Annotated in this window: 19 protein-coding genes; 9 read left to right on the top strand and 10 right to left on the bottom strand. The window is 37.9% G+C overall.

The features are described 5' to 3' along the window. Together I3217_RS12170 and metG are read right to left on the bottom strand one after the other, a co-directional pair. Positions 1-765: a copper resistance protein NlpE N-terminal domain-containing protein gene (locus I3217_RS12170; RefSeq protein ID WP_435050035.1), complete on the bottom strand. Its 765-nt coding sequence runs from the start codon at positions 763-765 to the stop codon at positions 1-3. Between the two features lie 26 nt (positions 766-791). After that, complete coding sequence (gene metG / locus I3217_RS12165) at positions 792-2840, bottom strand: methionine--tRNA ligase (RefSeq protein WP_435050034.1); 2049 nt, start codon at positions 2838-2840, stop codon at positions 792-794. Between the two features lie 147 nt (positions 2841-2987). Between metG and I3217_RS12160 the strand changes: the two genes are divergently transcribed. Continuing rightward, a complete protein-coding gene (locus I3217_RS12160) occupies positions 2988-3953 on the top strand; it encodes a S66 peptidase family protein (protein ID WP_435050033.1) in 966 nt (321 codons plus the stop codon). On the opposite strand, the gene I3217_RS12155 is transcribed toward I3217_RS12160, so the two are convergent. The 4 genes from I3217_RS12155 to I3217_RS12140 all read right to left on the bottom strand — a co-directional run bounded on the left by I3217_RS12155 (position 3943) and on the right by I3217_RS12140 (position 7472). Next, positions 3943-4272: an HNH endonuclease gene (locus I3217_RS12155; protein WP_435050032.1), complete on the bottom strand. Its 330-nt coding sequence runs from the start codon at positions 4270-4272 to the stop codon at positions 3943-3945. The two genes, I3217_RS12160 and I3217_RS12155, sit on opposite strands and share 11 nt — an antisense overlap. An 11-nt stretch (positions 4273-4283) precedes the next feature. Next, on the bottom strand, positions 4284-5168 hold the full coding sequence (locus I3217_RS12150) for a restriction endonuclease (protein WP_435050031.1): 885 nt from the start codon (positions 5166-5168) through the stop codon (positions 4284-4286). Positions 5169-5341: 173 nt separating this feature from the next. Continuing rightward, positions 5342-6643, bottom strand: a complete 1302-nt coding sequence (locus I3217_RS12145) for a c-type cytochrome (protein ID WP_435050030.1) — start codon at positions 6641-6643, stop codon at positions 5342-5344. A gap of 139 nt (positions 6644-6782) precedes the next feature. Continuing rightward, complete coding sequence (locus I3217_RS12140) at positions 6783-7472, bottom strand: hypothetical protein (protein WP_435050029.1); 690 nt, start codon at positions 7470-7472, stop codon at positions 6783-6785. A gap of 282 nt (positions 7473-7754) precedes the next feature. On the opposite strand from I3217_RS12140, the gene I3217_RS12135 reads away from it, so the two are divergent. Next, positions 7755-8000: a hypothetical protein gene (locus I3217_RS12135; protein ID WP_435050028.1), complete on the top strand. Its 246-nt coding sequence runs from the start codon at positions 7755-7757 to the stop codon at positions 7998-8000. Positions 8001-8091: 91 nt separating this feature from the next. Here the strand turns inward: I3217_RS12135 and I3217_RS12130 are convergent, their stop codons facing one another. Continuing rightward, on the bottom strand, positions 8092-9999 hold the full coding sequence (locus I3217_RS12130; protein WP_435050027.1) for a S9 family peptidase: 1908 nt from the start codon (positions 9997-9999) through the stop codon (positions 8092-8094). Between the two features lie 155 nt (positions 10000-10154). Between I3217_RS12130 and I3217_RS12125 the strand changes: the two genes are divergently transcribed. From I3217_RS12125 to I3217_RS12110, 4 genes are all read left to right on the top strand, one after another. Continuing rightward, a complete protein-coding gene (locus I3217_RS12125) occupies positions 10155-10514 on the top strand; it encodes a YraN family protein (RefSeq protein WP_435050026.1) in 360 nt (119 codons plus the stop codon). A 293-nt stretch (positions 10515-10807) separates the two neighbouring features. Then, the gene (locus I3217_RS12120; protein ID WP_435050025.1) at positions 10808-12499 is read left to right on the top strand and encodes a T9SS type A sorting domain-containing protein; all 1692 of its coding nucleotides are present in this window, start codon (positions 10808-10810) and stop codon (positions 12497-12499) included. Positions 12500-12617: 118 nt separating this feature from the next. Further along, on the top strand, positions 12618-14288 hold the full coding sequence (locus I3217_RS12115; protein ID WP_435050024.1) for a LuxR C-terminal-related transcriptional regulator: 1671 nt from the start codon (positions 12618-12620) through the stop codon (positions 14286-14288). A gap of 112 nt (positions 14289-14400) precedes the next feature. Then, complete coding sequence (locus I3217_RS12110) at positions 14401-16761, top strand: TonB-dependent receptor domain-containing protein (protein WP_435050023.1); 2361 nt, start codon at positions 14401-14403, stop codon at positions 16759-16761. Position 16762: 1 nt separating this feature from the next. On the opposite strand, the gene I3217_RS12105 is transcribed toward I3217_RS12110, so the two are convergent. Together I3217_RS12105 and mfd are read right to left on the bottom strand one after the other, a co-directional pair. Further along, entirely contained in the window at positions 16763-18064 is a 1302-nt protein-coding gene (locus I3217_RS12105) for a TlpA family protein disulfide reductase (RefSeq protein WP_435050022.1), read from the bottom strand. A 6-nt stretch (positions 18065-18070) separates the two neighbouring features. After that, positions 18071-21412: a transcription-repair coupling factor gene (gene mfd, locus I3217_RS12100; protein ID WP_435050021.1), complete on the bottom strand. Its 3342-nt coding sequence runs from the start codon at positions 21410-21412 to the stop codon at positions 18071-18073. 166 nt (positions 21413-21578) lie between these two features. On the opposite strand from mfd, the gene I3217_RS12095 reads away from it, so the two are divergent. Next, positions 21579-22010 (top strand): TerB family tellurite resistance protein, encoded by a 432-nt coding sequence (locus tag I3217_RS12095; RefSeq protein WP_435050020.1) that lies wholly within the window; start codon positions 21579-21581, stop codon positions 22008-22010. A 64-nt stretch (positions 22011-22074) separates the two neighbouring features. Here I3217_RS12095 and fbp read toward each other — a convergent pair whose 3' ends face one another. Continuing rightward, positions 22075-23082: a class 1 fructose-bisphosphatase gene (fbp, locus tag I3217_RS12090; protein WP_435050019.1), complete on the bottom strand. Its 1008-nt coding sequence runs from the start codon at positions 23080-23082 to the stop codon at positions 22075-22077. 110 nt (positions 23083-23192) lie between these two features. Between fbp and I3217_RS12085 the strand changes: the two genes are divergently transcribed. Next, a complete protein-coding gene (locus I3217_RS12085; protein WP_435050018.1) occupies positions 23193-23672 on the top strand; it encodes a GNAT family N-acetyltransferase in 480 nt (159 codons plus the stop codon). Next, complete coding sequence (locus I3217_RS12080; RefSeq protein WP_435050017.1) at positions 23672-24922, top strand: aspartate kinase; 1251 nt, start codon at positions 23672-23674, stop codon at positions 24920-24922. Before I3217_RS12085 ends, I3217_RS12080 begins: the two co-directional genes overlap by 1 nt. Positions 24923-24938 lie beyond the last annotated feature (16 nt).

Genomic DNA, 24938 nt, shown 5'->3' with positions numbered 1-24938 from the left:
TTAGTTGTTAATAAAATAATCAACCTTGAATTTTGCCAAAGGAGCCATTCGGCCTTTATTTAAACTTAAAATTCCGTTAGATATTGTGTAATTATCTGCTGTTTCCAATACTTTTAAGAATTCATTTTCTATACTCATGTCTATACAGGCGCGCATCGTGTGCATCAGTTTCGAAAACTGAATACGGTTGCCTTCAAGCAGTTCGTAATCGCCGCCAAAGCCATTACAACTTGAGTTTCCGCTTATACGGGCTTCCGCTTTATGTAATTTAAAATAAGGCTGTGGAGTACGGTCTTCGATGGTTTTTCCACGAAGTTCTATGAGTTTCCAGGGTTTATCTGTTAAAACATGTTCAGACTGTTGTGTTAAAATAAATTGATCTGCCTGCTCACCGGTGATTTTATTTTGATTTGCATCTAAATGCGTCAGCCTGCCTTCTCCAACGAGATAGCTTTGCTGAGCTGAGCCTTTATACAGGGTTATCATGTTACCAGACGCATTCCAGGAAAAAGTACCTGTTGTTTCGTTTACAGTTTCCTGTTTGCCCAGATATTGCGTTTTTTCGGTATACCTTAAATCGGAGTGTAATTCAATCACCGTTTTAAGGCCTTCGCAATCTGCACAAGGCAAAGTGCCTGTATAAATGCCATTCCAGTCTAAACTATTCATACTATTATGCGCTGTGTCTGCTGTTTTAATGTCAGCCGATTTGCAATTTAGCAAAACCACGGACAAGATTAAAAGTGTGAATGTGTGTTTTAACATAATAATCCGGTTTTTAAAGGTTAATTTTAACTGATTTGTAATCCGTTTGATACACCTTTTTCGTCAGGATTTACAAATACAAGTTTGCCTTCGGCAGTTTCGGTCATTAAAATCATGCCTTCACTCTCTACACCTCTTAAGGCTCTTGGAGCTAAATTAACCAAAACGGTAACGCGCTTACCAACCACTTCTTCGGGCGTGAAACTTTCGGCAATTCCAGATACTATAGTTCTTACATCTATGCCAGTATCTACTTTTAAAACCAGAAGTTTTTTAGCCTTAGGCATTTTTTCAGCTTCTAAAATCGTGCCAACGCGTAAATCCAGTTTCGTGAAATCGTTGAAAGTAATAGTGTCTTTTTGTGGCTCTACAGTTTTATTAGCGGCTTCATTAGCTTTTTTGCTCGCTATCAATTTATCCAGTTGTTTCTGGATGGTGTCGTCTTCAATTTTAGTAAACAGTAATTCTGCCTGACCTATAACATGACCTTCTTCTACTAAAACATCTGTGTTTGCAACAGCGTTCCAGTTGAGATCTGTCAGGTTTAAAATTGATTTTAATTTGTTTGAAGTAAACGGTAAAAACGGTTCACTTAAGGTGGCTAAGCCTGCAGCAATCTGAAGCGCTACAAACATGATGGTTTGCGTGCGGGCTTCATCTACTTTTATCATTTTCCAAGGCTCTTCGTCGGCTAAATATTTGTTTCCTAAACGGGCTAAATTCATTAATTCCTGACTTGCCTCGCGGAAACGGTAGCGTTCTATCGAGCTGGAAATTACGGCCGGGTACGCTTTTAAAGCGGCCAGTGTTTCTTCGTCTACCTGCGAGAAAGCTCCCGGAGTTGGTACACTGCCGTTGTAATATTTATTGGTTAAAACCACCACACGGTTAATAAAATTTCCGAAGATGGCTACAAGTTCGTTGTTATTTCTCGCCTGAAAATCTTTCCAGGTAAAGTCGTTATCCTTGGTTTCCGGTGCATTGGCTGTTAAGGCATAGCGTAATACATCCTGTTGTCCTGGGAAATCTTCCAAATACTCAGGTAACCACACCGCCCAGTTTTTAGAGGTCGATAATTTGTTACCTTCCAGATTGAGGAATTCGTTTGCCGGAACATTTTCCGGTAAAATATAAGAGCCTTCCGCTTGTAACATGGCAGGGAAAATAATACAATGGAATACAATATTATCTTTTCCTATAAAATGCACTAAAGTGGTGTCTTTATCTTTCCAGTACGGTTCCCAGTCTTTGCCTTCGCGAGCAGCCCATTCTTTGGTAGACGAAATATAGCCTATAGGAGCGTCGAACCAAACGTATAGTACTTTGCCTTCGCCTCCTTCAACCGGTACAGGAATACCCCAGTCTAAATCGCGGGTTACGGCACGTGGTCTTAATCCGTCGTCGATCCAGGATTTTACCTGACCGTAAACATTAGGTTTCCAGTCTTTTTTATGCCCTTTTAAAATCCATTCTTTTAAAAAGTCTTCGTGTTTATCTAAAGGTAAAAACCAGTGTTTGGTTTGCTTTAAAGTTGGCGTGTTTCCGGTTATTGCCGATTTAGGGTTGATTAAATCGGTAGCATTTAAACTGGTACCACATTTTTCGCACTGGTCGCCATAAGCTTCTTCATTACCACATTTCGGACAGGTACCTGTAACAAAACGATCGGCTAAGAACTGATTGGCCTCTTCGTCGTATAATTGCTCTGTGGTTTCTTCTGTAAATTCGCCTTTGTCATAAAGCGTTTTAAAGAATTCTGAAGCAGTGTCGTGGTGAATTTTAGCTGAGGTGCGCGAGTAATTATCAAAAGATACACCAAAATCTTCGAAAGATTGTTTTATAATAGCGTGGTATTTATCTACTATATCCTGAGGGGTTACGCCTTCCTTTTTCGCTTTAATGGTAATAGGCACACCGTGTTCGTCGCTTCCGCAAATAAAAGCCACATCGTTTCCGGTTAAGCGTAAATATCTGGCATAAATATCGGCAGGTACGTAAACACCGGCTAAATGCCCAATATGTATCGGGCCGTTAGTGTACGGTAACGCTGCTGTAATGGTATATCTTTTTGACATTCTAATTTCGTTTTTGAAGCCACAAAAGTACGGAATTCGGTACGCATTTAGAAAAAAAATGTACTTTTACAAAAAGCACGATATATGGCCTTAAATCGACAATTTCTACTCCTTATTTTTTTTGTTTTCAGTTTTAAAACCCTTACTGTGATTGCTCAAAATACCACTGCTTCTCATACTGGAATTACCAGTAAAACCTATATTAAACCACCGTTTTTAAAAGCGGGAGATACCGTGGCTATCGTATCGCCTTCAGGCATATTAAAAAACAGAACCGAAGAGATAAATCGCGCCAAAGCTTTATTGGAAAGCTGGGGGCTGCATGTGGTTTTAGGACAGTATGTTTTCGAGCAAAACGGACATTTTGCCGGGACCGATGCGCATCGCGCTGCCGATATGCAATGGGCGCTGGACAACCCGAATATTAAAGCCATTTTAAGTTCTCGTGGTGGATATGGTACGGTGCGTATTTTAGATAAACTGGATTACACGGCATTTAAAAAACATCCGAAATGGATGATTGGGTATTCCGATATTACGGCTTTACATAACCAGATTCACAATCTAGGCTACGAAACCCTGCATGCTATGATGTGTACCAGTCTGCCGGAAGATGAAAGCGAAATAGCCGAAACCATCGCCACCTGTAAAGCTGCCTTGTTTGGAACACCACTCACTTATACATTAGAGGGCTCGCCTTATAATAAACCGGGAACAGTAACCGCACCTATCACCGGCGGAAACTTGACCTTATTGCATACCATGCTGGGGTCGGAAACCAGTATAAATCCTGCCGGAGAAATTCTGTTTATAGAAGAAATCGGCGAATATGCTTACCATATAGATCGTATGCTACAGAGTTTAAAACGCGCCGGGTATTTCACCAAATGTAAAGGCATACTAGTGGGCGATATTTCGAAAGTGAAGAAAAACACCACCGAGTTTGGAAGAACAATTGAAGAAATTATTCTGGATGTGGTGGCTGAATACGATTTTCCAGTGGCCTTTAATATGCCTGCAGGACACGAAGATGATAACCGTGCTTTGATTTTAGGCAGCCAGATAGAAATGAAGGTCAGTAAAAATCAAACTACTTTGGTGTTTAAGGATTAGGTAATTGAGGCGGATGTTTTAGTGCCATTTTTACTACTTCTGAAACGGAATTTATCGAAATTTTTTTCTTCTTACAGTAATCACTATCAAGCCAGTTCTCAAGTAGTTTAGAGCCTTTGCTTGCATTGCAAGACATGCAGCAAATAGCTATATTGTTAGTTCCATTAATTCTTATGTCATTTATTATGTGTTCCCATGACGGTTTATTTTTTCTAGAACTATTGTCATTCGAAAATACAATGCCACAATAAACACATGAAGTGTCTCTTTCTCTTACAATTTTTTCAACATCTTTTGTAATTCCCCATCTATTTGCCATAAAATTTTTACTTAATTATTATCTTCAAAAAAGTCATTATCTAGTTCTTTTACTTCATAAGATGATTTTATTTGAACACCTACATTATACTGATGCATTAGGTCAACTAACTTTAAACCATCGATTAAAATAATTGTATGGTGAGCATCATGAGCTTTTTTTGTCGCTCCTGAATCAAATGAAGATGTAGTAACAAAAACACCTTTTTGAGTGTCGCCACTCATTGCGCCAATAAAGTTTCTGATATCTTTTTCACGTACTTTATTTTCCCCATATCTTTTGGCTTGAATATAAATCTTATCCAAACCAAGTTTGTCTTCATTGATTATTCCGTCAATTCCACCATCTCCAGTTTTTGCCGTTTCGATAAAATCACCATACCCCATTTTTTTTAGTAGAATAAGAATTACTTTTTCAAAATAAAATGGATCAATTTCCTTTAATTTTTCTAGTAATTCATCTTTGACTTGGATGTCAATTTGATTAAAACCTTCGTCAATAAGGTCTTGAGGAGAGGCGTTTCGAATTATAGAAGGAGTTGATACCTTTTTTGAGTTTTCCTCGTTATAGAATTCTAGATAGTTTTCAGAATTTTCAACTTGTTTTAAAGTTAAGCTAGATGAAACATGATTCTTCCCTTTCTCTGTTATTTTTACAAATCCTCTTTTAGGAAATTCAATATACCCTCCTTTTTTTAAATATGATTTTCCCCAAGCAATTCTGTTTAGAATTAGAATGTCACCACTTTTTGTTTTTTCTTCTAATTGTTCTTTTGAAAGTTCAGAATAGAATTGATTAATTATTTTTTGATACATTTCCCTTGTTTGGAGAGTTTCCCCATTTGCTAATACTTTCAAAATGGGTATAAAAGTCTCATGAAATTTAGGTATTTCCATATCGGTTTGTTTTTTCCTGCATTAGAACAACACTGAAATAAGTTCTTTTATATTTATTACAGTTATATGCCTACAAAATAGAAAAAATCTTACAGTTGTATTACCGCGATATTTAAAAACTTAAAAGATATGAGATTCGAATTGAGAGTTCTCTAGTGTTTTTTAGCAAAATGTTATTCCTGCTTTTTGTACGGATTATTAAACAGGGTTTTAATCTTTAATCCTGTAATGGTCTCTCCATCTTTTATAAAACGGATGGGCGCATATAAATTATCGGCGTAATAATAATCGTTAGCTATTGGGACAAGTTCAGACGGAATTCCAAAGGCAGTAGCAATATATTTGTCATCTCGTTTTTCAATTTGAACGACATCGCTGGTTAGTAAACTATTATAGGTTCCGGAAATATCTTCAGAAATACTGTCTGCTGTGGGTTGAAGCACTATAGATGTATTAGTGTTCCCAAGGCCGTGAGTCGTATTACACACAACACAATAGGTAGCATCGTAGCCTTTGGCAACTTGATGTTTAACTGGGTACGTTTGTTTTAGTGCTAGATAAATGGCTGTAAGATCGTCATCGGTCATGGTGTTGTAATATCTCCAGGGCATAACATCGTGCAAAGTGCCCGATTTCCCGGTTTTAATCAGTTCTATGAAACTAGCTTTAGTCCATTTTGAAATGCCTGTACTATCGGAGGAAATATTGGGCGAGTAAAGTAGGCCTTCTCTCGTATCATACGTTGTTCCGCCGGCAAAAAGTTTAGGTTTTCCACCTTCAAATGCGGTATGGCAACCAACACAGACGCCAATACTCGCCAGATATTTTCCTCGTTCCAGGAGATCGGACATATTTGGTTCTGGCAAGAGGGTGTCTGTTACGGAAAGAAAGGGATCGAAATTCATGCCTGCTTCCATCATTTTTGTGAATTTCCGCTTCGGAATTTCTTTTTCAATGGGTTTTAAGGATCTCAAGTACACCACCAAAGCTACGACATCTTCGTTGGTTAACTGCGCGTGTCCCAAAGTAGGCATATCGGCGAGTTTCCGGCCATCTTTACCTATGCCTTTTCGTATGGCGTTGGTAATTTCGGCATCGGTATAACTGCCAATGCCAGTCAGGGTGTCGGGCGTAATATTCATGGAATATAGTAAAGTGGAATCGGTTTCAAACATTTTTCGTCCGGAACCTTTACGGGCTTCAAACAAAGAATCACCGGGGTGGGAATTCCAGGCATCGGAATGACAGGAAAAACATTTTAAAATACCATTGGCCAGGTAGTCGCCCCGAGCGATACGCTGCTCTGTAACCTGGAATTTTGCGTCTGGAAGCGGGATATTGGTTCCAGATTTAAAATAAGTCGCAGCGTCTATAGGAACCAGTTTGGGCTCAGCTTTAGATTGACAGGAATTGATACTGCCAGTAAGCCCTGATAGTAAAATTAGTATGTAAAAAAAATGGAGAAAGTGTCGCATTGTTGTTGTGGTTTAGGTTGAACATAACCACAACATAAAAACGAAAAGTAATTGGTTTTGGATAGAATAAAGTTAATTAAAATTATTTTAATTATCTAATAATGAGTTAATTGTGTTTATTTGAATTGTTTGTAGTATTCTATAATTCACCTCCTTTAGTCGGGTTTAAATTTGAAATGATAAAGACCTTGTCAAAATTTAAGTCAAAATCAATGATTTCTTTTAATTGGTCTATTTCGTATTCAGTTAATCCATTTCCAATATCATCTATTAATGCTAACCACCAAGTTCGATACTCTGATTTAAATGGTTGTATACGGGATGTTTTCTCCTTTATTATTATTTTAAGACTATTGTATATATTATTTAATACAAAACCACCTTGATTTGAATCCAAAGAGGAGCCAAAATGAAATTGCGTATTAAATTTTTTTTGAGAAGGGAATATATTAATTTCTAAATTTTCAGTTACTTTATAAGTTTTGTGAGCTGACATTTCTCTTGAATGAGAGTCAAGTATAGAGTTGATTTTTTCTTTAATTCTTTTGTTATAATTTATAGGTCTGCGATATCTTATGCCTATGAATGCAGAGGTTTTATGTAAACCATTTCCATAGGATTTAATTTGGGTTATGATTTTAGGGACTAAGTTGTATTCTACTTTTTCAATTGGCTCACCTTTATGGAATTGATTGAGTCGACGGGCTTCAACTGCAATTTTATTGTTGATTTCAAAGTCTGGTGTTCTGTTTCCTTTCGGTTCAAAAATAATATTATGAAAACCATGATATTTAAAATAAGTTTCTGCTATTTTTTCTTCTCTTTTCAAATTATAGCTATAGTGGTGGGTTTTCAGTTAGATTCATACAAAATAGAAAAAATCTTAAAGTATATTGTTGATTTCATTGAAAATCTATAAAAAGAAATTTGGAGATTGTTTGTTTGGACTGTGGGCCAAAATTTAAGGATAAAAGCGGTGTAAGGCTTCAAGAGTATGTAGTTTAAACTATTTTAACTTATTCTAAATTTAAATTCTTGTTTTTCAGTATGTTGTGTTGGTTTTGAGGCATTCTAGTTGTAAATTAGAGTACAATTTTAAATTCTGATTATTATGGCAATTCGATTATCCAATAACTGCGACCATTGCAACAATATGGAATCAGGACATACCTGTGCAGTGCATCACGTTAAAGTAAATAAAGATTATACCTGCGATTCTTTCGATATGAAACTGGCTTTAAAAGACGATACCAGTTGTGCTACCTGTCTGCGTTTTTCCTCGTCCAGTTGTCCGCATCCTACCAAAGCGGCACCGGATATGCTGTGCTCGCAATGGGGACCTAAAAATATTGCTTAGTTTATTATTATAAATGTGTTTAAAAAAATAAGGACTGTCCGCCGTTAGTTAGGGCAGTCCTTATTTGTTTATATGTTCTTGTAATGCGATATTACAAGGTTTCTTTTAACCATTTAAAGAATTCGTACTGCCAAACCAGTGCGTTCTGAGGTTGTAATACCCAGTGGTTTTCGTCTGGTAAATACAGAAGTTTACTTTTAATACCTTTAAGCTGTGCTGCCTGGAAAGCACTTAAGCCTTGCTCGATGGGTACGCGGTAATCTTTCCCGCCCTGAATAACAAGTATAGGGGTGTCCCATTTGTCGACATGGTTTATCGGGTTGAATTCGTTAAAGGCTTTTTGAGCCACGGTATTGGATTTATCCCAGTAATTGCCTCCGAAATCATGATTCACAAAAAATAATTCTTCGGTAGTGCCATACATGGTTCTGGTATCGAATACACCATCGTGGGCGATAAAGGTTTTAAAACGTTTGTTATGAATGCCTGCAAGATAGAATACCGAATAGCCACCGTAACTCGCCCCAATAGCTCCCAGACGGGTGTTGTCTACATACGATTCTTTAGCGATATCGTCTATGGCCGAAAGGTAGTCCTGCATGACTTGTCCGCCCCAGTCTTTACTGATGTCTGCATTCCATTTTACACCGTGTCCCGGCATACCGCGTCGGTTAGGCGCTACAATAATGTAGCCCTGTGAGGCCATAAGCTGGAAATTCCATCGGAAGGAATAGAATTGGGATAAAGGCGATTGTGGTCCGCCCTGAGCATATAACAACGTCGGGTATTTTTTATTCGGGTCGAAATCTGGTGGTAAGATTACCCATACCAGCATTTGTTTATTATCGGTAGTGGTAACGTAGCGTTTTTCAATTTTAGGTAAATCCAGCGATTTGTAAAGCGCGTCATTTACCGTAGACAGTTGTTTAAAACTCTGGTCTTTTAAATTAAACGCGTAAATCTCACTGGCCTGATTCATATCTCCGCGTGTTACTATCAGTCCATTTTTGGTTTCTGATACTATGCTTCTTACGTCAAACTGTCCTTGAGACAATTGTTTTACTACGGGAGCTATGCGTTTTTTACCCGGATAATTTACAGCGAATAACTGCATAGTGCCATCAATAGGCGCTATAAAGTAAATTTTAGTACCGTCGTTACTCCATTTAAAGCTACTTACCGTGCCGTCCCATTGTTTGGTTAAATTTTGTTTTACACCATGTTCCAGGACAATAATATCGTTTTTGTCGGCTTCATAACCATCGGTTTGCATTTGGGTCCAGGTCAAAACTCCCGTTTTAGAGAAGGCCGGATTGGTATCGTATCCTTTATTTTCTGAAGTGATATTGGAGGTTGTTTTGCTATCAATATCGTATTTGTAAATGTCGGTATTTGTGCTTGTGGCGTAGGCTTTGCCTTTTAATTTTTTACTCACATAATAAATACTTTTACTGTCGGGTGCCCAGATATAATCTTCGTCGCCACCAAAAGGACGTTGCGGTGTGTAGTAGGGTTCGTCTGGCATAATGTCTGTAGCGGTCTCATCGTCAGCATCTGCTTTTTTGTAAAATACATGCTCGTAAGATCCGTCGCTCCAGCTGTCCCAGTGCCTGTTATCCAGATCAGTAAAGACGTAGGCATCGGCTTTTTCTAATTTGGTGTACAGATCTTTGCCTTTAATATTTTCCAGTTGGACACTTTTGTGAAACAGTTTGTAAACACCGTCCGGAGAGATATTCTTGTCACCTACAGTAACATCTTCCTTATCGATTTTTATTGCCGAACCACCTTCTATTGGCATTTTGTAGTACGAGGTGTCAAAATTGTTATTTTTGATATTTGGAATTTTTACGCTGTAAAAAATCTGTGATGCGTCTTCCGAAACGCCCAATACGCTTAAACGTTTTACACTCCATAATACATCCGGAGTCATAACCTGTTGAGCGATTGCTAAATTGCTGCTAATCAATACGGCTAGAATTAAGGTTAATTTTTTCATTTTATGTGTTTTAATGCCCTCCAAAGATAACCATATCGTATCATTTCGATTATTAATTTTATTATAAAGTGCAAGGGGTTATTCGGGTTACGGACTGTTATAATCAGTTGAAAATGAAAACTTATTTGTAATTTAATTGCTGTAAGGATTTTAAGATGGCACAGCATAATATTTTAGGACAGCAAGGAGAGGATATGGCAGTAGATTTTCTGAAGCAAAAGGGCTATACCGTTCTGGAACGCAATTATCGGTACCAGAAAGCCGAAGTAGATATTTTGGCTAGAAAAGATGATGTACTTGCCGTAGTTGAAGTTAAAACCCGGTCGACCAATACTTTTGGAGATCCACAGGATTTTGTGAAGCCCAGACAGATTCAGAATTTAGTGAAAGCGGTCGACGCCTTTATAGCAGATCATACTCTGGATCTTGAAGTGCGTTTCGATATTATTGCCATAGTAAAAACCAAAACGGGTATGGAACTGGAGCATTTAGAGAATGCGTTTTATCATTTTTAATATAAAATACTCCTAAGTTTAATATTTTAATAATTATCTGAATCTTTTCCAGATATTATATCGCGTGTTTTTAGTGTGAAAACCGGTGTAATTATCCTTAGTTCTCCTAAAAATATCTTGTCTTTTTGTGTGTTCTAAACTTGTAGTGCCAGGCTTTTGTTGAGTTGTGTTAGAATTAAATGCGCTGTTATTCATGGTGTTGTAGTTTTTGTCTATGTCATGTTCAGGTGTGTTATGGTGTGATATTGAAGAAAAGTTAAATCTTTGGCGCCTTCAATTCTAAAAAACTATTTATGAAAAAAACTGTACTATTTTTATGTTCCATGTTTGTTGGCTTTCAGGTTACTGTAGCACAACAAAATTATGCCGAGTGGGTACATTATGTGTCAGGCGATCACACAAACACCAATGTTAACAATATTAAAGCGACCGACGACGCCATTTATGTAAATGGGGTATATAATACGTCTGGGAGTTTTGGTAGTGTGGCGTTACCAGTTTTGCCAGCTAACAATGCCTTTATAACCAAAACAGACCTGGACGGAAATCCAATCTGGACTGCAACGATGGGGGGAAGTGATTCTGATGCGTTTTTCGATATACAAATAGATAAGAATAATGATGTGTTAGCAGTGGGCTGGTCGAGTTCTATGGGAGATATTGTTATTAATGAAAAAGAGGTAATTGCAGGTGAAGGTCCGGATTATACCAACCGTGGTATCATTGCAAAATTCTCAGGGGAAACGGGGGCTTTAATCTGGGTGAAACACTGGTATGCTTCAGAATATATGTCTGCAAACCCGATTCGTATGGTGCTTGATGAAGCAGGGAGTTTATATATTGCAGGATATTATGACGGTCCTTTTAAGATTGGAGATACAGAGTTTACTTACGATTTCGAATATGGGTACAATTTTTTCCTTACTAAAATAAATGCCGATGGTATATTGCTTTGGAAAAAGCAAATAGAAGGAAAAAATAACGGGACTTATGGTTCTATACGCGCACTGGCTATAAATGATTTTGGTTTGTATCTGGCGTTCGACTATGGTATGCCTTACCTTTTAGACGAACAGGAGCTGCCGTATTCAGGTTCAGGGTATTTCATGTGTTTGTCTAAATTTAGTACGGGTACCGGAGATGCTACAGGTTTCATCACGTATGGTGCAGAAGACGTGAGCCAGGCCAATGCAGCGTTAGCTGTAGATTCAGAAAATAACGTAATTGTTGGTGGTAACTTTACGCCAGACAGCGGGTTTAATATTCAGGGTACTGCTTTAAATGGTTACGGTATCTCTGATGGATTTATTGCAAAATTTGACTATGATTTAAATTTAATATGGGCTAAAGATTTAGGTGGAGAATACCAGGATCGTGTATTCAATATAACAACAAACGATGATAATGCTATCTTCGTGGGTGGAGGATTTGATAACTATTCTAAGTTTAATTTCGATGGTTCGGAGGTGATTTCTGCTCATAGTCCGAACAGTTTAAGTATGTATCAGCTTCATTTAAATCAGGATGGATCTTTTAACGAAGTATTTTCTGTAAATGGTTACGATGAATATACAATCCTGTCTAATAACTCAACCTTAGTTTTAGATAATGGCGATATGTATACAGGTGGTCGTTTTATAAATAAAATGCAGTTAATAGAAAATGGTGATGTTGAAGATGCTTCTGATCATACGCGTGGATTCTTTATGAAATGGGCAAACAAAGCAACTTTAGGTGTTGCCGATGTAAATAATGCAACCGATGCTAATATCTACCCGAATCCGTTTTCAGATGTTATTCATGTTAATATCAAAAATAACGAGGACTTAAAAGTTTCACTTTACACAGTAACCGGTCAGCAGGTTTTTGCAGATGCTAATTTTACAGGAAACAGTATTCAAACCAATACGTTACAGCCAGGTATATACTTCTTGAAACTTGAAGGAAAGGCATACAACCAGACCATTAAGTTGATTAAGAACTAAAAATAGTTTCGATAGCAACACGCTTTAAGGAGAGCCTCGAAGCCATTAAGTAAATCTCGTTTATCGGGAAAATAAATTAAATTAGGGCTGATATTTCTTATCAGCTCTTTTTTTGTCTATGAAAGCAATCAGATTTTTTCTCTTTATATTTTGCTTTGGCCAGCTGGCCGGACAACAGATTGATTCTACACAACAGATTAAATTGAAAATTGAAGCCTTGTCGGAAAAAGGCGATATTCTGGCAATTAACAGGCTGATAAATAGTAATTCTTTTCTTGATCCGGAATACGCTTTTCGGGTGCTGAACGAGAATTTGCAGAGGGCACAGATTAAAAATCAGACTAAGGAGTATGCCGATTCGTATATCTCTTTGGGTAACTTCTGGTATTCTAAAGGCAACCTCGCAAAAGCTTTTGAAAGTTATTTAAAGGCCGAAACGATAAGTAACACTATAGATAATAAGCGCATGGCGGGTATATCCATTATGAACCGCTCGCATATAACCGAAAATAATAACGAAAAGATAGAGCTTTTAGGTCAGGCCATTTCCTTGCTGGAACAAGTAAAAGATACGGTTAACCTGGCTAAGGCGCATTTAAATTTGGGAAATGCATATAGTAGCGGGATTTCTAATGCTTCCGAGGCCAACCAGATTGTAACAGTTTCCGAAAGGCAAAAAGCATTAAAGCAATTCGCCATTGCCGAGAATTTGAATAGAATCCTTAAAAATCCGGAAATCGCGGCTTCTGTATTTGTGCATCGTGCAGAGTGGTATAAATACGACAAGCAATATGAGCTGGCGAAAGCAGACTTTTTAAATGCCGAAAAGTCGTTTGTTGAAGCCGGGCGTATAAAAGGGAAAGTCTATGTGCTGGAGCAGATGGCCGAAATGGCACTTGAAGAACAAAAAGGAGAAGATGTGCTTTCTTTACTGCAACAGGCAGAAGAAATTGCCAAAACCTTTGAGTATCGCGATGATTTGTCTCAGATAAATAAGCTTTATTTTAAGTATTACAAACAACAGGAAGCATACGGTAAAGCGATTGATTATTTACAAAAGTATCATGCTATTTTTAACGATTTAAAAGATGTAAACAGTCGCGATAAAATACATGGTATAAATCTGGAACATCGTCTGGAAAAACAGCAGCGCTTACTCGAGGAGTCTCAGAAACAAAAAGATTTATACCGGATTATCGTTCTTGTAGCCTTGGTTTTTATAGGTTGTATTATTGGTATTTCTTACCTCATAATTCAAAACAAAAAACGGAAAATAGAAACTATAGCTCAGACCAAACAAATGAGCGATATAAAAATAAAAAATCAGGAATTGCAGGAAGCTTTAATGAAAGAAAAGCTGAAATTTAATCAGGAGCATTTGATGTCTTTTGCCAATCAGGTGAATCAGATCGATGAGTTTCTGGATACTTTAGAGGGTCAGGTTAAGCATAAAGGTGTTACTTCTAAAGATGAGGTTAATGCTTTAAAGTTGTCGTTTTCAGAAATTTTAAACGATCAGAATTATATTAAACAGTTGCAATCTCTGTCCAAAGAAGTCAATCAGGATTTCCTGATGTATGTTCGGAAGCATTACAAAAAAATTACCAAAAACGATGAACAGTTACTGTCGTATCTTATTTTAGAAATGAGTTCCAAGGAAATCGCGGGCATTTTAAAGATTTCAACTGAAAGTGTACATACCAAGCGGTATCGCCTGCGTAAGAAACTGGATTTAGAGTCGGAAGAATCTTTTATCGATTTCTATAAGCGCATCACAAATGAGCTTTAAAAGAGGCTTGTTTTCTAAAGCTTTGTCTGTATAATTGGTCTCAACTGATTCATTTTCAGTTTTAAGTTGTTATTTTTGGAGTTTCCGAAAAACAATCCTAAGCCATATGTATATGCGTTCGCTTTTATTCTCTTTATATTTCCTGATTAGTTTTTGTGGTCTGTCGCAAGAGCAACAAACAATAATTAAAGGTCGGGTTTTAGAGCAGGAAACGAATATGCCGGTACCTTATGCTACAGTGGTTTTAATGGATGCAAAACAAAATCAGGCCATTTCAGGAACCACAACGGATGAAGATGGTAAGTTTACAGTCGAAGCATCTGTTTCAGGGGGGTATCTTCAAATCAGTTTTATGGGGTTTAAAACTCTAACATTTAAAGAACTGGATTTTAGTAAAAAAGAAACCGATTTAGGAACGCTGTATCTGGAGCAGGATACCGAAGCTTTAGATGAGGTGGTGGTGCGGGCAGAAGTGTCTACCACCCAGTTTAAACTGGACCGAAAAGTATTTAATGTGGGGCAGGATATTGCCAGTACCGGAGTAAGCGCTTTAGAGGTTTTAAACAATGTGCCTTCGGTAAATGTAAATATAGAAGGGCAGGTAAGTTTAAGAGGAAATAGCGGCGTACAGATTTTAATTGACGGGAAGCCGTCGGTACTGGCAGACGAAAGCAGTAATGCGCTGGGAACTATTACTGCAGATATGATAGATCGGATAGAAGTTATTACTAATCCATCGGCAAAATACGAAGCCGAAGGGACTGCAGGTATTTTAAATATCATTTTAAAAAAGGAAGAGAAAAAGGGTTTAAACGGGTCGATATCTTTAAATACCGGAATTCCGGATAATCACAGTGTGGGAGTGAGTTTAAACCGTAGAACCGAAAAATTTAATCTGTTTACTCAGTTAGGAGGCGGTTACCGTTCTTTACCCAGAGATAATACATCTGAAAACCGAAATTTAGAAACAGGCATTAGCGTTTTAAGTGAAGGGACTGAGTATAGAAACGAAGCTTTTTTTAATATCACTTTAGGAACCGATTATCACATTAACGATTTAAATGTATTAACCTTGTCGGGGAATTTTGCCTACGAAGTAGAAGATCAGCCCTCGCATACGTATTTCAGCTCCTATCAGGATACCATTCTGGAATCGGAATGGAACAGGAAAGAAGTTACAGATGCTACTAATCCGAAATGGCAATACGAGTTAAACTATAAAAAGGAGTTTAAGAATAACGAAGAGCATACCTTGCTGTTTAGTGCTTTAGGAAGCTTTTTTGGGAAAGCTCAGGAGTCTGAATTTAATAATATTACCACTTTAGGTAGTGCTGTAAATCCGGATCAGCAGACAGAAACCGAATTTCAGCAAGCCGATTATACGTTTAAACTAGATTATACTAATCCTCTTTCGGAAGGGTTTACGCTGGAAACAGGGGTGCAATATGTAATAAATGATGTGGGGAACGATTACGAAGTACGCGAATTAGATGGCGAAAACTGGGTGGTAGACCCTAATCTTACCAATAATTTTGAATACAATCAAAAAGTACTGGGACTTTACGGAACGGGTGCTTATGAGAAAGATAAATGGGGATTAAAACTGGGGCTTCGGGTAGAACATACTAATTTACACACGCTGTTAACTAATACCAAGGAAGACAATAAGCAAACCTATACCGATTATTTTCCTACAGTACACAGTTCGTATAAATTCAATGATGATTTTTCTGTACAGCTGGGGTATTCCAAGCGTATTTTCAGACCGCGTTTATGGGATTTAAATCCGTTTTTTAATTTCAGGAATAACTATAATATCCGAGTTGGAAATCCCGATTTGCAACCCGAATATTCCCATTCTTACGAATTAACAGGGATTTTTAAACTCGGAAAAGCCACTTTAAACTCCAGTATATTTTATTTGTATACTACCGATGTGGTAGAGCGTGTTTCGATATTTCAGGATAATGTAACCTTAACAACGCCGGAAAATGTCGGGACAAATAACGCAATAGGTTTTGAACTTAACGGAAAATACTCCCCGCTGGACTGGTTGTCGTTTAACGGCGATTTTAATTTTAATTATTTTCAGCGGGACGGTGATTTTGAAGGGCAGTCGTTCGATTTTAATGGGCAACGATTTAGTGGTCGACTTACTGGAAAACTGGGTCTGCCAGCCGATGTTGACGTGGAGGTTTCGGGTCAGTTTGAATCTGATTATAAAACCATACAAGGCGATAATTCAGGTTTTGTTTTTATGGATCTGGGGCTTCGTAAGAAAATATTAAAGGGTAAAGTAGTCGTTAATTTAGCAATTAACGACGTGTTCGAATCGCGAATCTTCGAATCGATTATATCCAACACGAACACTTACAATTTTAACCACAGCAAACGAGGTCGCTTTTTTACCCTTGGCTTAAGTTATGGTTTCGGAAAAGGTGAAGCTATGACCTATTCTGGAAGACGTCGTTAAATTATAACTGTAAATCTAAGTAAGAAATCAGCTCTTCCACATCGTCCGGTTTGGCTTGAATCACTTTATTTTTATCCAGTACAAAAAAAGAAGGTGTGCCTGTAACGCCGTAATCAATACTTATTGGGTTATCCCAGTGTCCTTCGCCGTAAATTTGTGTGAAATCGGGATAGTTTTTAATGGTTTGTTTCCAGTGCCCAGGCTCATCTTCGAGGCCGATGGCAATAACCTGGATGTTCGATTTGTTTTTTAAGTAATCTTTTAAAACCGGTAATTCGTTTAAACAATGCGAGCAGGTGCTACTCCAGAAGGTAATAATGTAAAAGTCTTTGCCTTCTAGGTCGCTTAACTGTGTTTTTATGCCTTGGTCTGTCCATGAAAATTCCGGAGCTTTATTTCCCAGTGCTGTATTTTTAAAAGCCTTAATTTCCTGTAATAAAACTTTATCGGCTACCGGATCCAGGGTATCAATGAGATACTTTGTGGAGATGTAATTGGCAACCGTTTCATTTTGCTGATTTTTAAACTGAGTCCAAAGAATTTCCAGTAAGGTTTTCTGAATCTGAGGTGCTTTGGAAGTGGCCTGAACCACGTGGTCTATGTTGTTTTGAAAGGTAGTGTTTGGCTGCGTTTGGTCTACAAAAATAAACACGTAGTTTAAACAGGTTTCTATCAGAAATCCTGAGTTTTGCAACACCGTGTCGTTAAAATCTATGCTGTCGAAAAAATGGGTTTTGTAATTGTTGAAAAAGGTTTCGGCGTCTTCGTAACCTTCAGGGATATACGGTTTTTCTGCGATAATAAAATGGTGTGCAATGGTGCCTTCCGACGCTTTTTCGAATTGTGTCTGGGTTTTATTCAGATCTTTAATGACTTGTAAATATTCCGAAGTATTAGGAGTCGGTTCATTATAAATGCTGTTAATACGCGCTTTATGCTCCTGCATATGGTCGCGGTAATCACTAAGCAATGTGTTTTCTTCAGAACTCTGGAAGGAAACACCTTTATCCTGATCGAAGGTAAATACGATATTTTCGTTGTTGTAAATAAAATCGAAATTGTACTGTTCCTGCGGTAGGGCATATACAATGCGATACATGCCGGGTTTTAAACCTGCATCAGCTTTTAAATTAAAATGGCCGTCGGTAATCGTTGCATTGTCAATATACACGGTATTTGCCAGTTCCAGTTTATATAAAATGGCAGCTTTAAATTCAGAAGCCGGGATAAAGGTTCCTGAAATACTGTTTTGTGCCCAGGTAAGGAGCGGACAAATTATGAAGGCTAAAATTAATTTTTTCATGCTGTTTTATATAATGGGTTTCAGGGCAATTAAAGCTTGTTTTACCGTCTTTATACGGTCGAATGTCAGTAATAAACGCAAACCGGCACGGGTTTCTTTTTCTTTCATTTTACAGGCTCCGGGATTACCTTGTACATATTGTAACACCTTTGTAAAACCAGGACTCTGGTAAAAGGAACTTTGCTGGTCGCTGATAAAATAACCAACCATTTTACCGTGTTTCATCACGATTTTTTCCAGTCCTATTTTGGCTGCAATCCATTTTACGCGAACACTGTCTAGCAGGTCCTGGACCTGTGTAGGTAATTCACCAAATCGGTCGATTAACTCTTTTTCGAAAGTTTCTAATTCAGCTTCAGTTTTTAAGTTATTAAGCTGGGTGTATAAATTAAGACGTTCTGTAATATTGTTGATGTAATCATCGGGGAACAGCAGTTCAAAATCCGTATCTATGGTAATGTCTTTAACGTATTCCTTAGGTTTATTGTCGTCCTGATATAGGTCTTTAAATTCGTTTTCTTTAAGTTCTTCTATGGCTTCATTAAGAATTTTCTGATAGGTGTCGAAACCAATATCGTTAATGAATCCACTTTGTTCTCCTCCCAATAAGTCACCGGCACCTCGAATTTCAAGATCTTTCATCGCGATATTGAATCCGCTTCCCAGTTCGGTAAACTGTTCCAGAGCAGTGATTCGTTTTCTGGCATCTGCAGTCATGGCCGAATATTCAGGCGTAATAAAATAACAGAAGGCCTTTTTGTTACTACGGCCTACGCGTCCACGCATCTGGTGTAAATCGCTTAAACCAAAATTGTTGGCGTTATTTATGAAAATGGTATTGGCATTTGGAACGTCTAAACCACTTTCTACAATAGTGGTGCTCACAAGAACATCAAATTCGCCATTCATAAAGGCAAGCATTAAGGCTTCCAGTTTTTTGCCTTCCATCTGCCCGTGACCAACGGCTACTTTGGCGTCGGGTACCAAACGCTGAATTAAACCGGCAACTTCTTTAATGTTTTCAATACGGTTATGAATGAAATAAATCTGTCCCCCGCGTTGAATTTCGTAACTCACGGCATCACGAATGGTCTCTTCGTCAAAGCGCACCACATGACTTTCTATGGGGTAACGGTTTGCCGGAGGTGTAGTGATTACGGAAAGATCTCGCGCTGCCATTAGACTAAATTGTAAGGTTCTTGGTATTGGTGTTGCCGTTAAGGTAAGCACATCTACATTGTCCTTAAGTGTTTTTAGTTTTTCTTTTACGGCTACTCCAAACTTCTGTTCTTCATCTACAATAAGTAGACCAAGATCCTTAAATTTTACACTTTTATTAACCAGCTGGTGCGTGCCTACAATAATATCTACCTGACCATTTTCAAGTCTTTCTAATGTATCTCGTTTTTCCTTGGCGGTTCTAAAACGGTTAACATAATCTACAGCAACAGGAAAATCCTTTAAACGTTCGCTGAAGGTTTTATAGTGCTGGTACGCCAGAATGGTTGTAGGTACCAGTACAGCTACCTGTTTACCGTTATCTACAGCTTTAAAAGCGGCGCGGATGGCAACTTCGGTTTTACCAAAACCAACATCGCCACACACCAGGCGATCCATAGGGCGTTCGCTTTCCATATCGGCTTTTATGTCGGCCGTAGAAGTACTTTGATCCGGGGTGTCTTCGTAAATAAATGAGGCTTCGAGTTCCAGTTGCATATGACTATCCGGATTATATTGAAATCCCTTTTCCAGTTTTCGTTTGGCATATAACTGAATTAAATTAAAGGCAATTTCTTTAACCCGGGTTTTGGTTTTTTGCTTAAGCGTTTTCCATGCATTACTTCCAAGTTTATGGATTTTAGGTGGCTTCCCGTCTTTGCCATTAAACTTGGTAATTTTATGCAGGGCATGGATGCTTAAATATAAAATATCGCGTTCGCCGTAAATTAACTTAATGGCTTCCTGTTTTTTGCCTTCCACATCAATTTTTTGAAGTCCTCCAAAACGTCCAACCCCGTGGTCGATATGGGTTACATAATCGCCAATTTCAAGTGTTGTTAATTCTTTAAGCGTAATGGCTTGTTTTTTGGCGTAGCCATTTTTAAGGTGAAATTTATGATAGCGCTCAAAAATCTGATGATCGGTATAGCACAACACTTTAGTGTCGTGGTCTGCAAATCCCTGATGCAGCGATAATACCAGTGTTTTATATGCGACGCCTTGCTCGGTATCTTCAAAAATATCGTGTAAACGTTTGGCTTGTTGCTCGGTACTACAAACGATATAGTTGGTGTAACCTTTGTTGTGATTGCTGTTTAAATCGTCTATCAGCAAATTAAATTGCTTGTTAAACGACGGTTGTGGAGTTGTGTTGTAAACAATGGCAGTTTCGATGGCGTTATTAAAATAATAACCACTGCCAAATTCCACCACAGTGAGTTTTAAAAGTTGCTTTTTTAAGATCTCCGAATTACAGAATAATTCCTCTGGAGTATTGTGTTTTATGTCTTTGTTAAGATTCTGAAAGGCATCTTTAGCCTTGGAAAATAAGGTGTCTGTTCCTGAAAAAAGCAACTGACTGTTTTTAGAAAAAACAACTGTATTGTCCGAAATGTATTCCAAAAAGCTTTCGCGAATTTCCTCTAAAAACTTGTTCTCAACATTCGGGATAATATTGATTTTTTTGATCTGATTGGTCGATAGCTGTGTTTCCACATCGAATGTTCGGATGCTGTCTACATCATCGCCAAAAAATTCTATACGGTAAGGTTCGTCGTTAGAAAACGAGAATACATCAACAATACCACCACGCACCGAAAATTCACCGGGCTCCGTAACAAAATCGACACGTTTAAATTTGTACTCGAACAGCATTTCGTTTACAAAATCTATCGACAGATTGTCGTTGATGGCAATTTTTAAGGTGTTGCGTTCCAGCTCTTTTTTAGTAACTACCTTCTCGAACAGTGCATCGGTATAGGTAACTATTATGGCTGGTTTTTTTCGCGAGTTAATGCGGTTTAAAACTTCTGCACGCAGTAAAACATTGGCATTGTCTGTTTCTTCAATCTGATAAGGTCTTCTGTAACTTCCCGGATAAAACAATACATCCTTGTCATTTAGCAGTTGTTCCAGATCGTTCAAATAGTAGGCAGCTTCTTCCTTGTCGTTAAACACAAGCAAAAAAGGTTTTTCGGCCTGTTTAAAAATATTGGATATAACCAGAGAAAAGGAAGACCCTACAAGGCCTTTTAAGAGCGTTTTACTGTCGTTTTTGGCAATAGCAAGCTGCAAATTTTGCGTTTGCAAAGTTTGTGCAAAAGTATGCAAGAGATCGTTTTTACTCAAAGCAAAATATTTTGTGCAAATATAAGATTTATGTTCTTAGCACTGTTGTTAACAATTCTTCAAATTTATAGGAAAATATTAGGATTTTAACTACATTATATCATGAAAAAAGTAAGGCTTTAATTGCGCGAAGCTTAATGTTTATTAAAATTAAAAAAAATAGTATATGTCATTTTTAGATTTATTTGATAGTGGATTTAAGAAACGCAACGAAGATCATTTTGCAGCCATAGTGCGTGTGGCCATGGATGATGGAATCATTTCGAATGATGAAAAATTGTTCTTAGATCGGTTGGCCAGAAATTTACACATCAGCGATGCGGAATATGAGAAAATTTTAATGGATTATAAAAGTCACCCTATTAATCCGCCAACATCTTATGACCATCGATTAGAGCGTCTTTACGATTTGTCACGTATGGTGTATGTCGACCATATTAAGGGCGATCATGAAGAAATTTTATTGCGTAAGATAGGTATTGGTTTAGGGTTTTCTCCCGAAAATGTCAAGTATATTGTAGATAAAGCCCTGACTCTGGTAGCTATGGGGGTGGATCTGGATACGTTTATAGAGGAAATCAGAACGATGAATCAATAGATTCATGCTTGGACTAGCATAAAAAAAAGCGACCTTTTGGTCGCTTTTTTATTCACTTAAAAAATTAACTGCTCGCATTACGCATAAATTCTTCTGCTTTTTCTACCATGTTCTTGCTGCCGCAAATAAAAGGCACGCGTTCATGAAGTTCTGTAGGTTGTATGTCTAAAATGCGTTGAAAACCGTCGCTGGCTTTTCCATTGGCTTGTTCGGCAAGAAAGGCCATAGGGTTACATTCGTATAGTAAACGCAGTTTTCCTTTTTCGTTTTTAGAACTTTTAGGGTATAAATAAATACCGCCTTTAATCATATTTCTGTGAAAATCGGAAACTAAGGAGCCTATGTATCTCGCTGTATAAGGTCCTGTTTCTTCTTTCTGACAGTATTTTATATAGTCTTTAATACCTTGTGGGAAATGAATGTAATTCCCTTCGTTTACTGAGTAAATTCGGCCGTCTTCCGGGAATTGCATATTGGGGTGAGACAGGTAAAACGTCCCTATAGCCGGGTTTAGCGTAAAGCCGTTAACACCAGCTCCCGTAGTATAAACCAACATGGTCGAGGTGCCGTAAACCACGTAACCTGCAGCTACTTGTTGATTTCCTTTTTGTAGAAAGTCGGCCATTTTTACAGGAGTTCCTACCGGAGTAACACGGCGGTAAATCGAGAAAATAGTTCCTACAGATACATTTACATCGATGTTAGATGAACCGTCTAAGGGGTCTATTAACACCACGTATTTATTCTGATTGTTGGAATCCTGACTGTTAATCGTAATAAAATCGTCTTCTTCTTCGCTGGCAATACCACAAACAATATTTCTGTTGGTTAAAGTTTGTATGAACTTATCGTTAGCGTAAACGTCCAGTTTTTGCTGGTCCTCACCCTGAATATTAACATCGCCGGCAGCACCGATGATATCTACTAATCCGGCCTTGTTTACTTCGTGGTTTACAACTTTAGCTGCTAAACGTATTGAATTGATTAATCTGGAAAGTTCACCTGTGGTGTATTTAAATGAGGCTTGGTTTTCAATGATAAATTCGCCAAGGGTTTTGTTTTTTTGTGTCATTTATCTGCTGTTGGTTTGTACAAATATCGTGTTTTTTATGAAACTACAACGTTTGAAATCTAATTTAAATCCATTCAAAATCTGTATCTTTGCCGACTCAAATACAGATTATGAATTATACCATTAGACCTGCAAAAAAGGAAGATATGCCTGGCGTGCTTCAGCTTATAAACGAACTGGCCATTTATGAAAAGGAACCCGATGCTGTAGAGGTTACTGTAAGCGATCTGGAACGCGATGGTTTTGGAGATCATCCGCTATTTACGTGTTTCGTAGCAGAAGTTTCTGAAGAAATTAAAGGTATTGCCCTGGTGTATAATCGCTATTCTACCTGGAAAGGACCTATTATTCATCTGGAAGATTTAATTGTAAATGAAGCTTACAGAGGTACGGGAATAGGTACAGCTCTATTAAACGAAGTTATTAAATATGGTCATTCCAAGGGAGCAAAACGTATAAACTGGGAGGTTTTAGACTGGAACGAACCGGCAATAGCGTTTTACGAAAGTAAAGGCGCCAATGTGATGCGTGACTGGGATGTGGTGCAATTAAATGAAGACGCGATAAAACAGTATATCGCTAATATGTAATGCGGGTTTTTAAGTTTGGCGGCGCTTCTGTAAAAGATGCCGCCGGTGTTAAAAATCTGACTGAAATTGTCAGACAACAAGTTAATAAGGATATATTGATTGTAGTTTCCGCTATGGGTAAAACTACAAATGCTCTGGAACTTGTTATTTCTGACTATCTTAATAATTCTGCAGATTTGAAAAGGGATCTGGAAGTCGTTCGGACGTACCATCAGACCATAATTTCAGAATTATTTGAAGATAAAACGCACTCTGTTTATACTCAGTTTGAAAGGGATTACAAGGCGTTGCTCGAGTTTCTGGAAATTAACACGTCTGGGGATTATGATTTTGTATACGATCAGATTATTGGATTCGGAGAATTGTTTTCAACCCGAATTGTAAGTGCGTTTTTAGAGGCCAGCGGTCTGGATAATACCTGGCTGGATGTAAGGCAGTATATTAAAACCAATGCCAGTTATCGCAGAGCAGCAGTAGACTGGCAGGTAACCAAACGTTTAGTCACTCCCTTAAGTGTTAATGGACATATTTTGGTGACTCAGGGGTTTTTAGGCAGTAATGCGAATGGCTTTACGACAACTCTGGGGCGTGAGGGCAGCGATTATTCGGCGGCGATTTTAGCGGGATGCTTACAGGCAGAATCTGTTACCATCTGGAAGGATGTTCCCGGTGTATTAAATGCCGATCCCAGATATTTTGAGGGTGCCCAATTGTTAAATGCCTTATCGTATAACGAGGCTATAGAGCTGGCGTTTTACGGGGCAAGTGTAATTCACCCAAAAACCTTACAGCCCCTGCAAAATAATACTATCCCATTATACGTTAAGTCGTTTTTAAATCCGGAGCAGGAGGGAACAAAAATAGCAGCAGATTTAAAAATGGAGCCGGAAGTGCCCTGCTTTATACTAAAGCAAAATCAGATTTTAATCAGTCTGTCTACACTGGATTTTTCGTATATCGTAGAGGAGAATATCAGTGATATTTTTAAAATTTTACACTTGTTTAAAATGAAGGTCGACTTAATTCAGAATTCAGCAATTAGCTTTTCTGTTTGTATCGACGATATGTACAACAATATAGAAGATGTTATTCAACATTTATCTGTTAAATTTAAAGTGGAGTATATCAAAAATGTCACTTTATTCACTGTAAGACATTATACTGCAGATGCTATTTCCAGCGTGGAACAGGGAAAAAGCATTTTATTAAAACAACGTAATCAACACACTTTACAAATAGTAACTAAATAAACATTTTACTACATTT

Source organism: Formosa sp. S-31 (assembly GCF_051172795.1).
Classification (GTDB): Bacteria; Bacteroidota; Bacteroidia; order Flavobacteriales; family Flavobacteriaceae; genus Formosa.
Note: the sequence above shows the minus strand (reverse complement) of the source record. Positions and strands in the feature narration are given on the sequence as shown.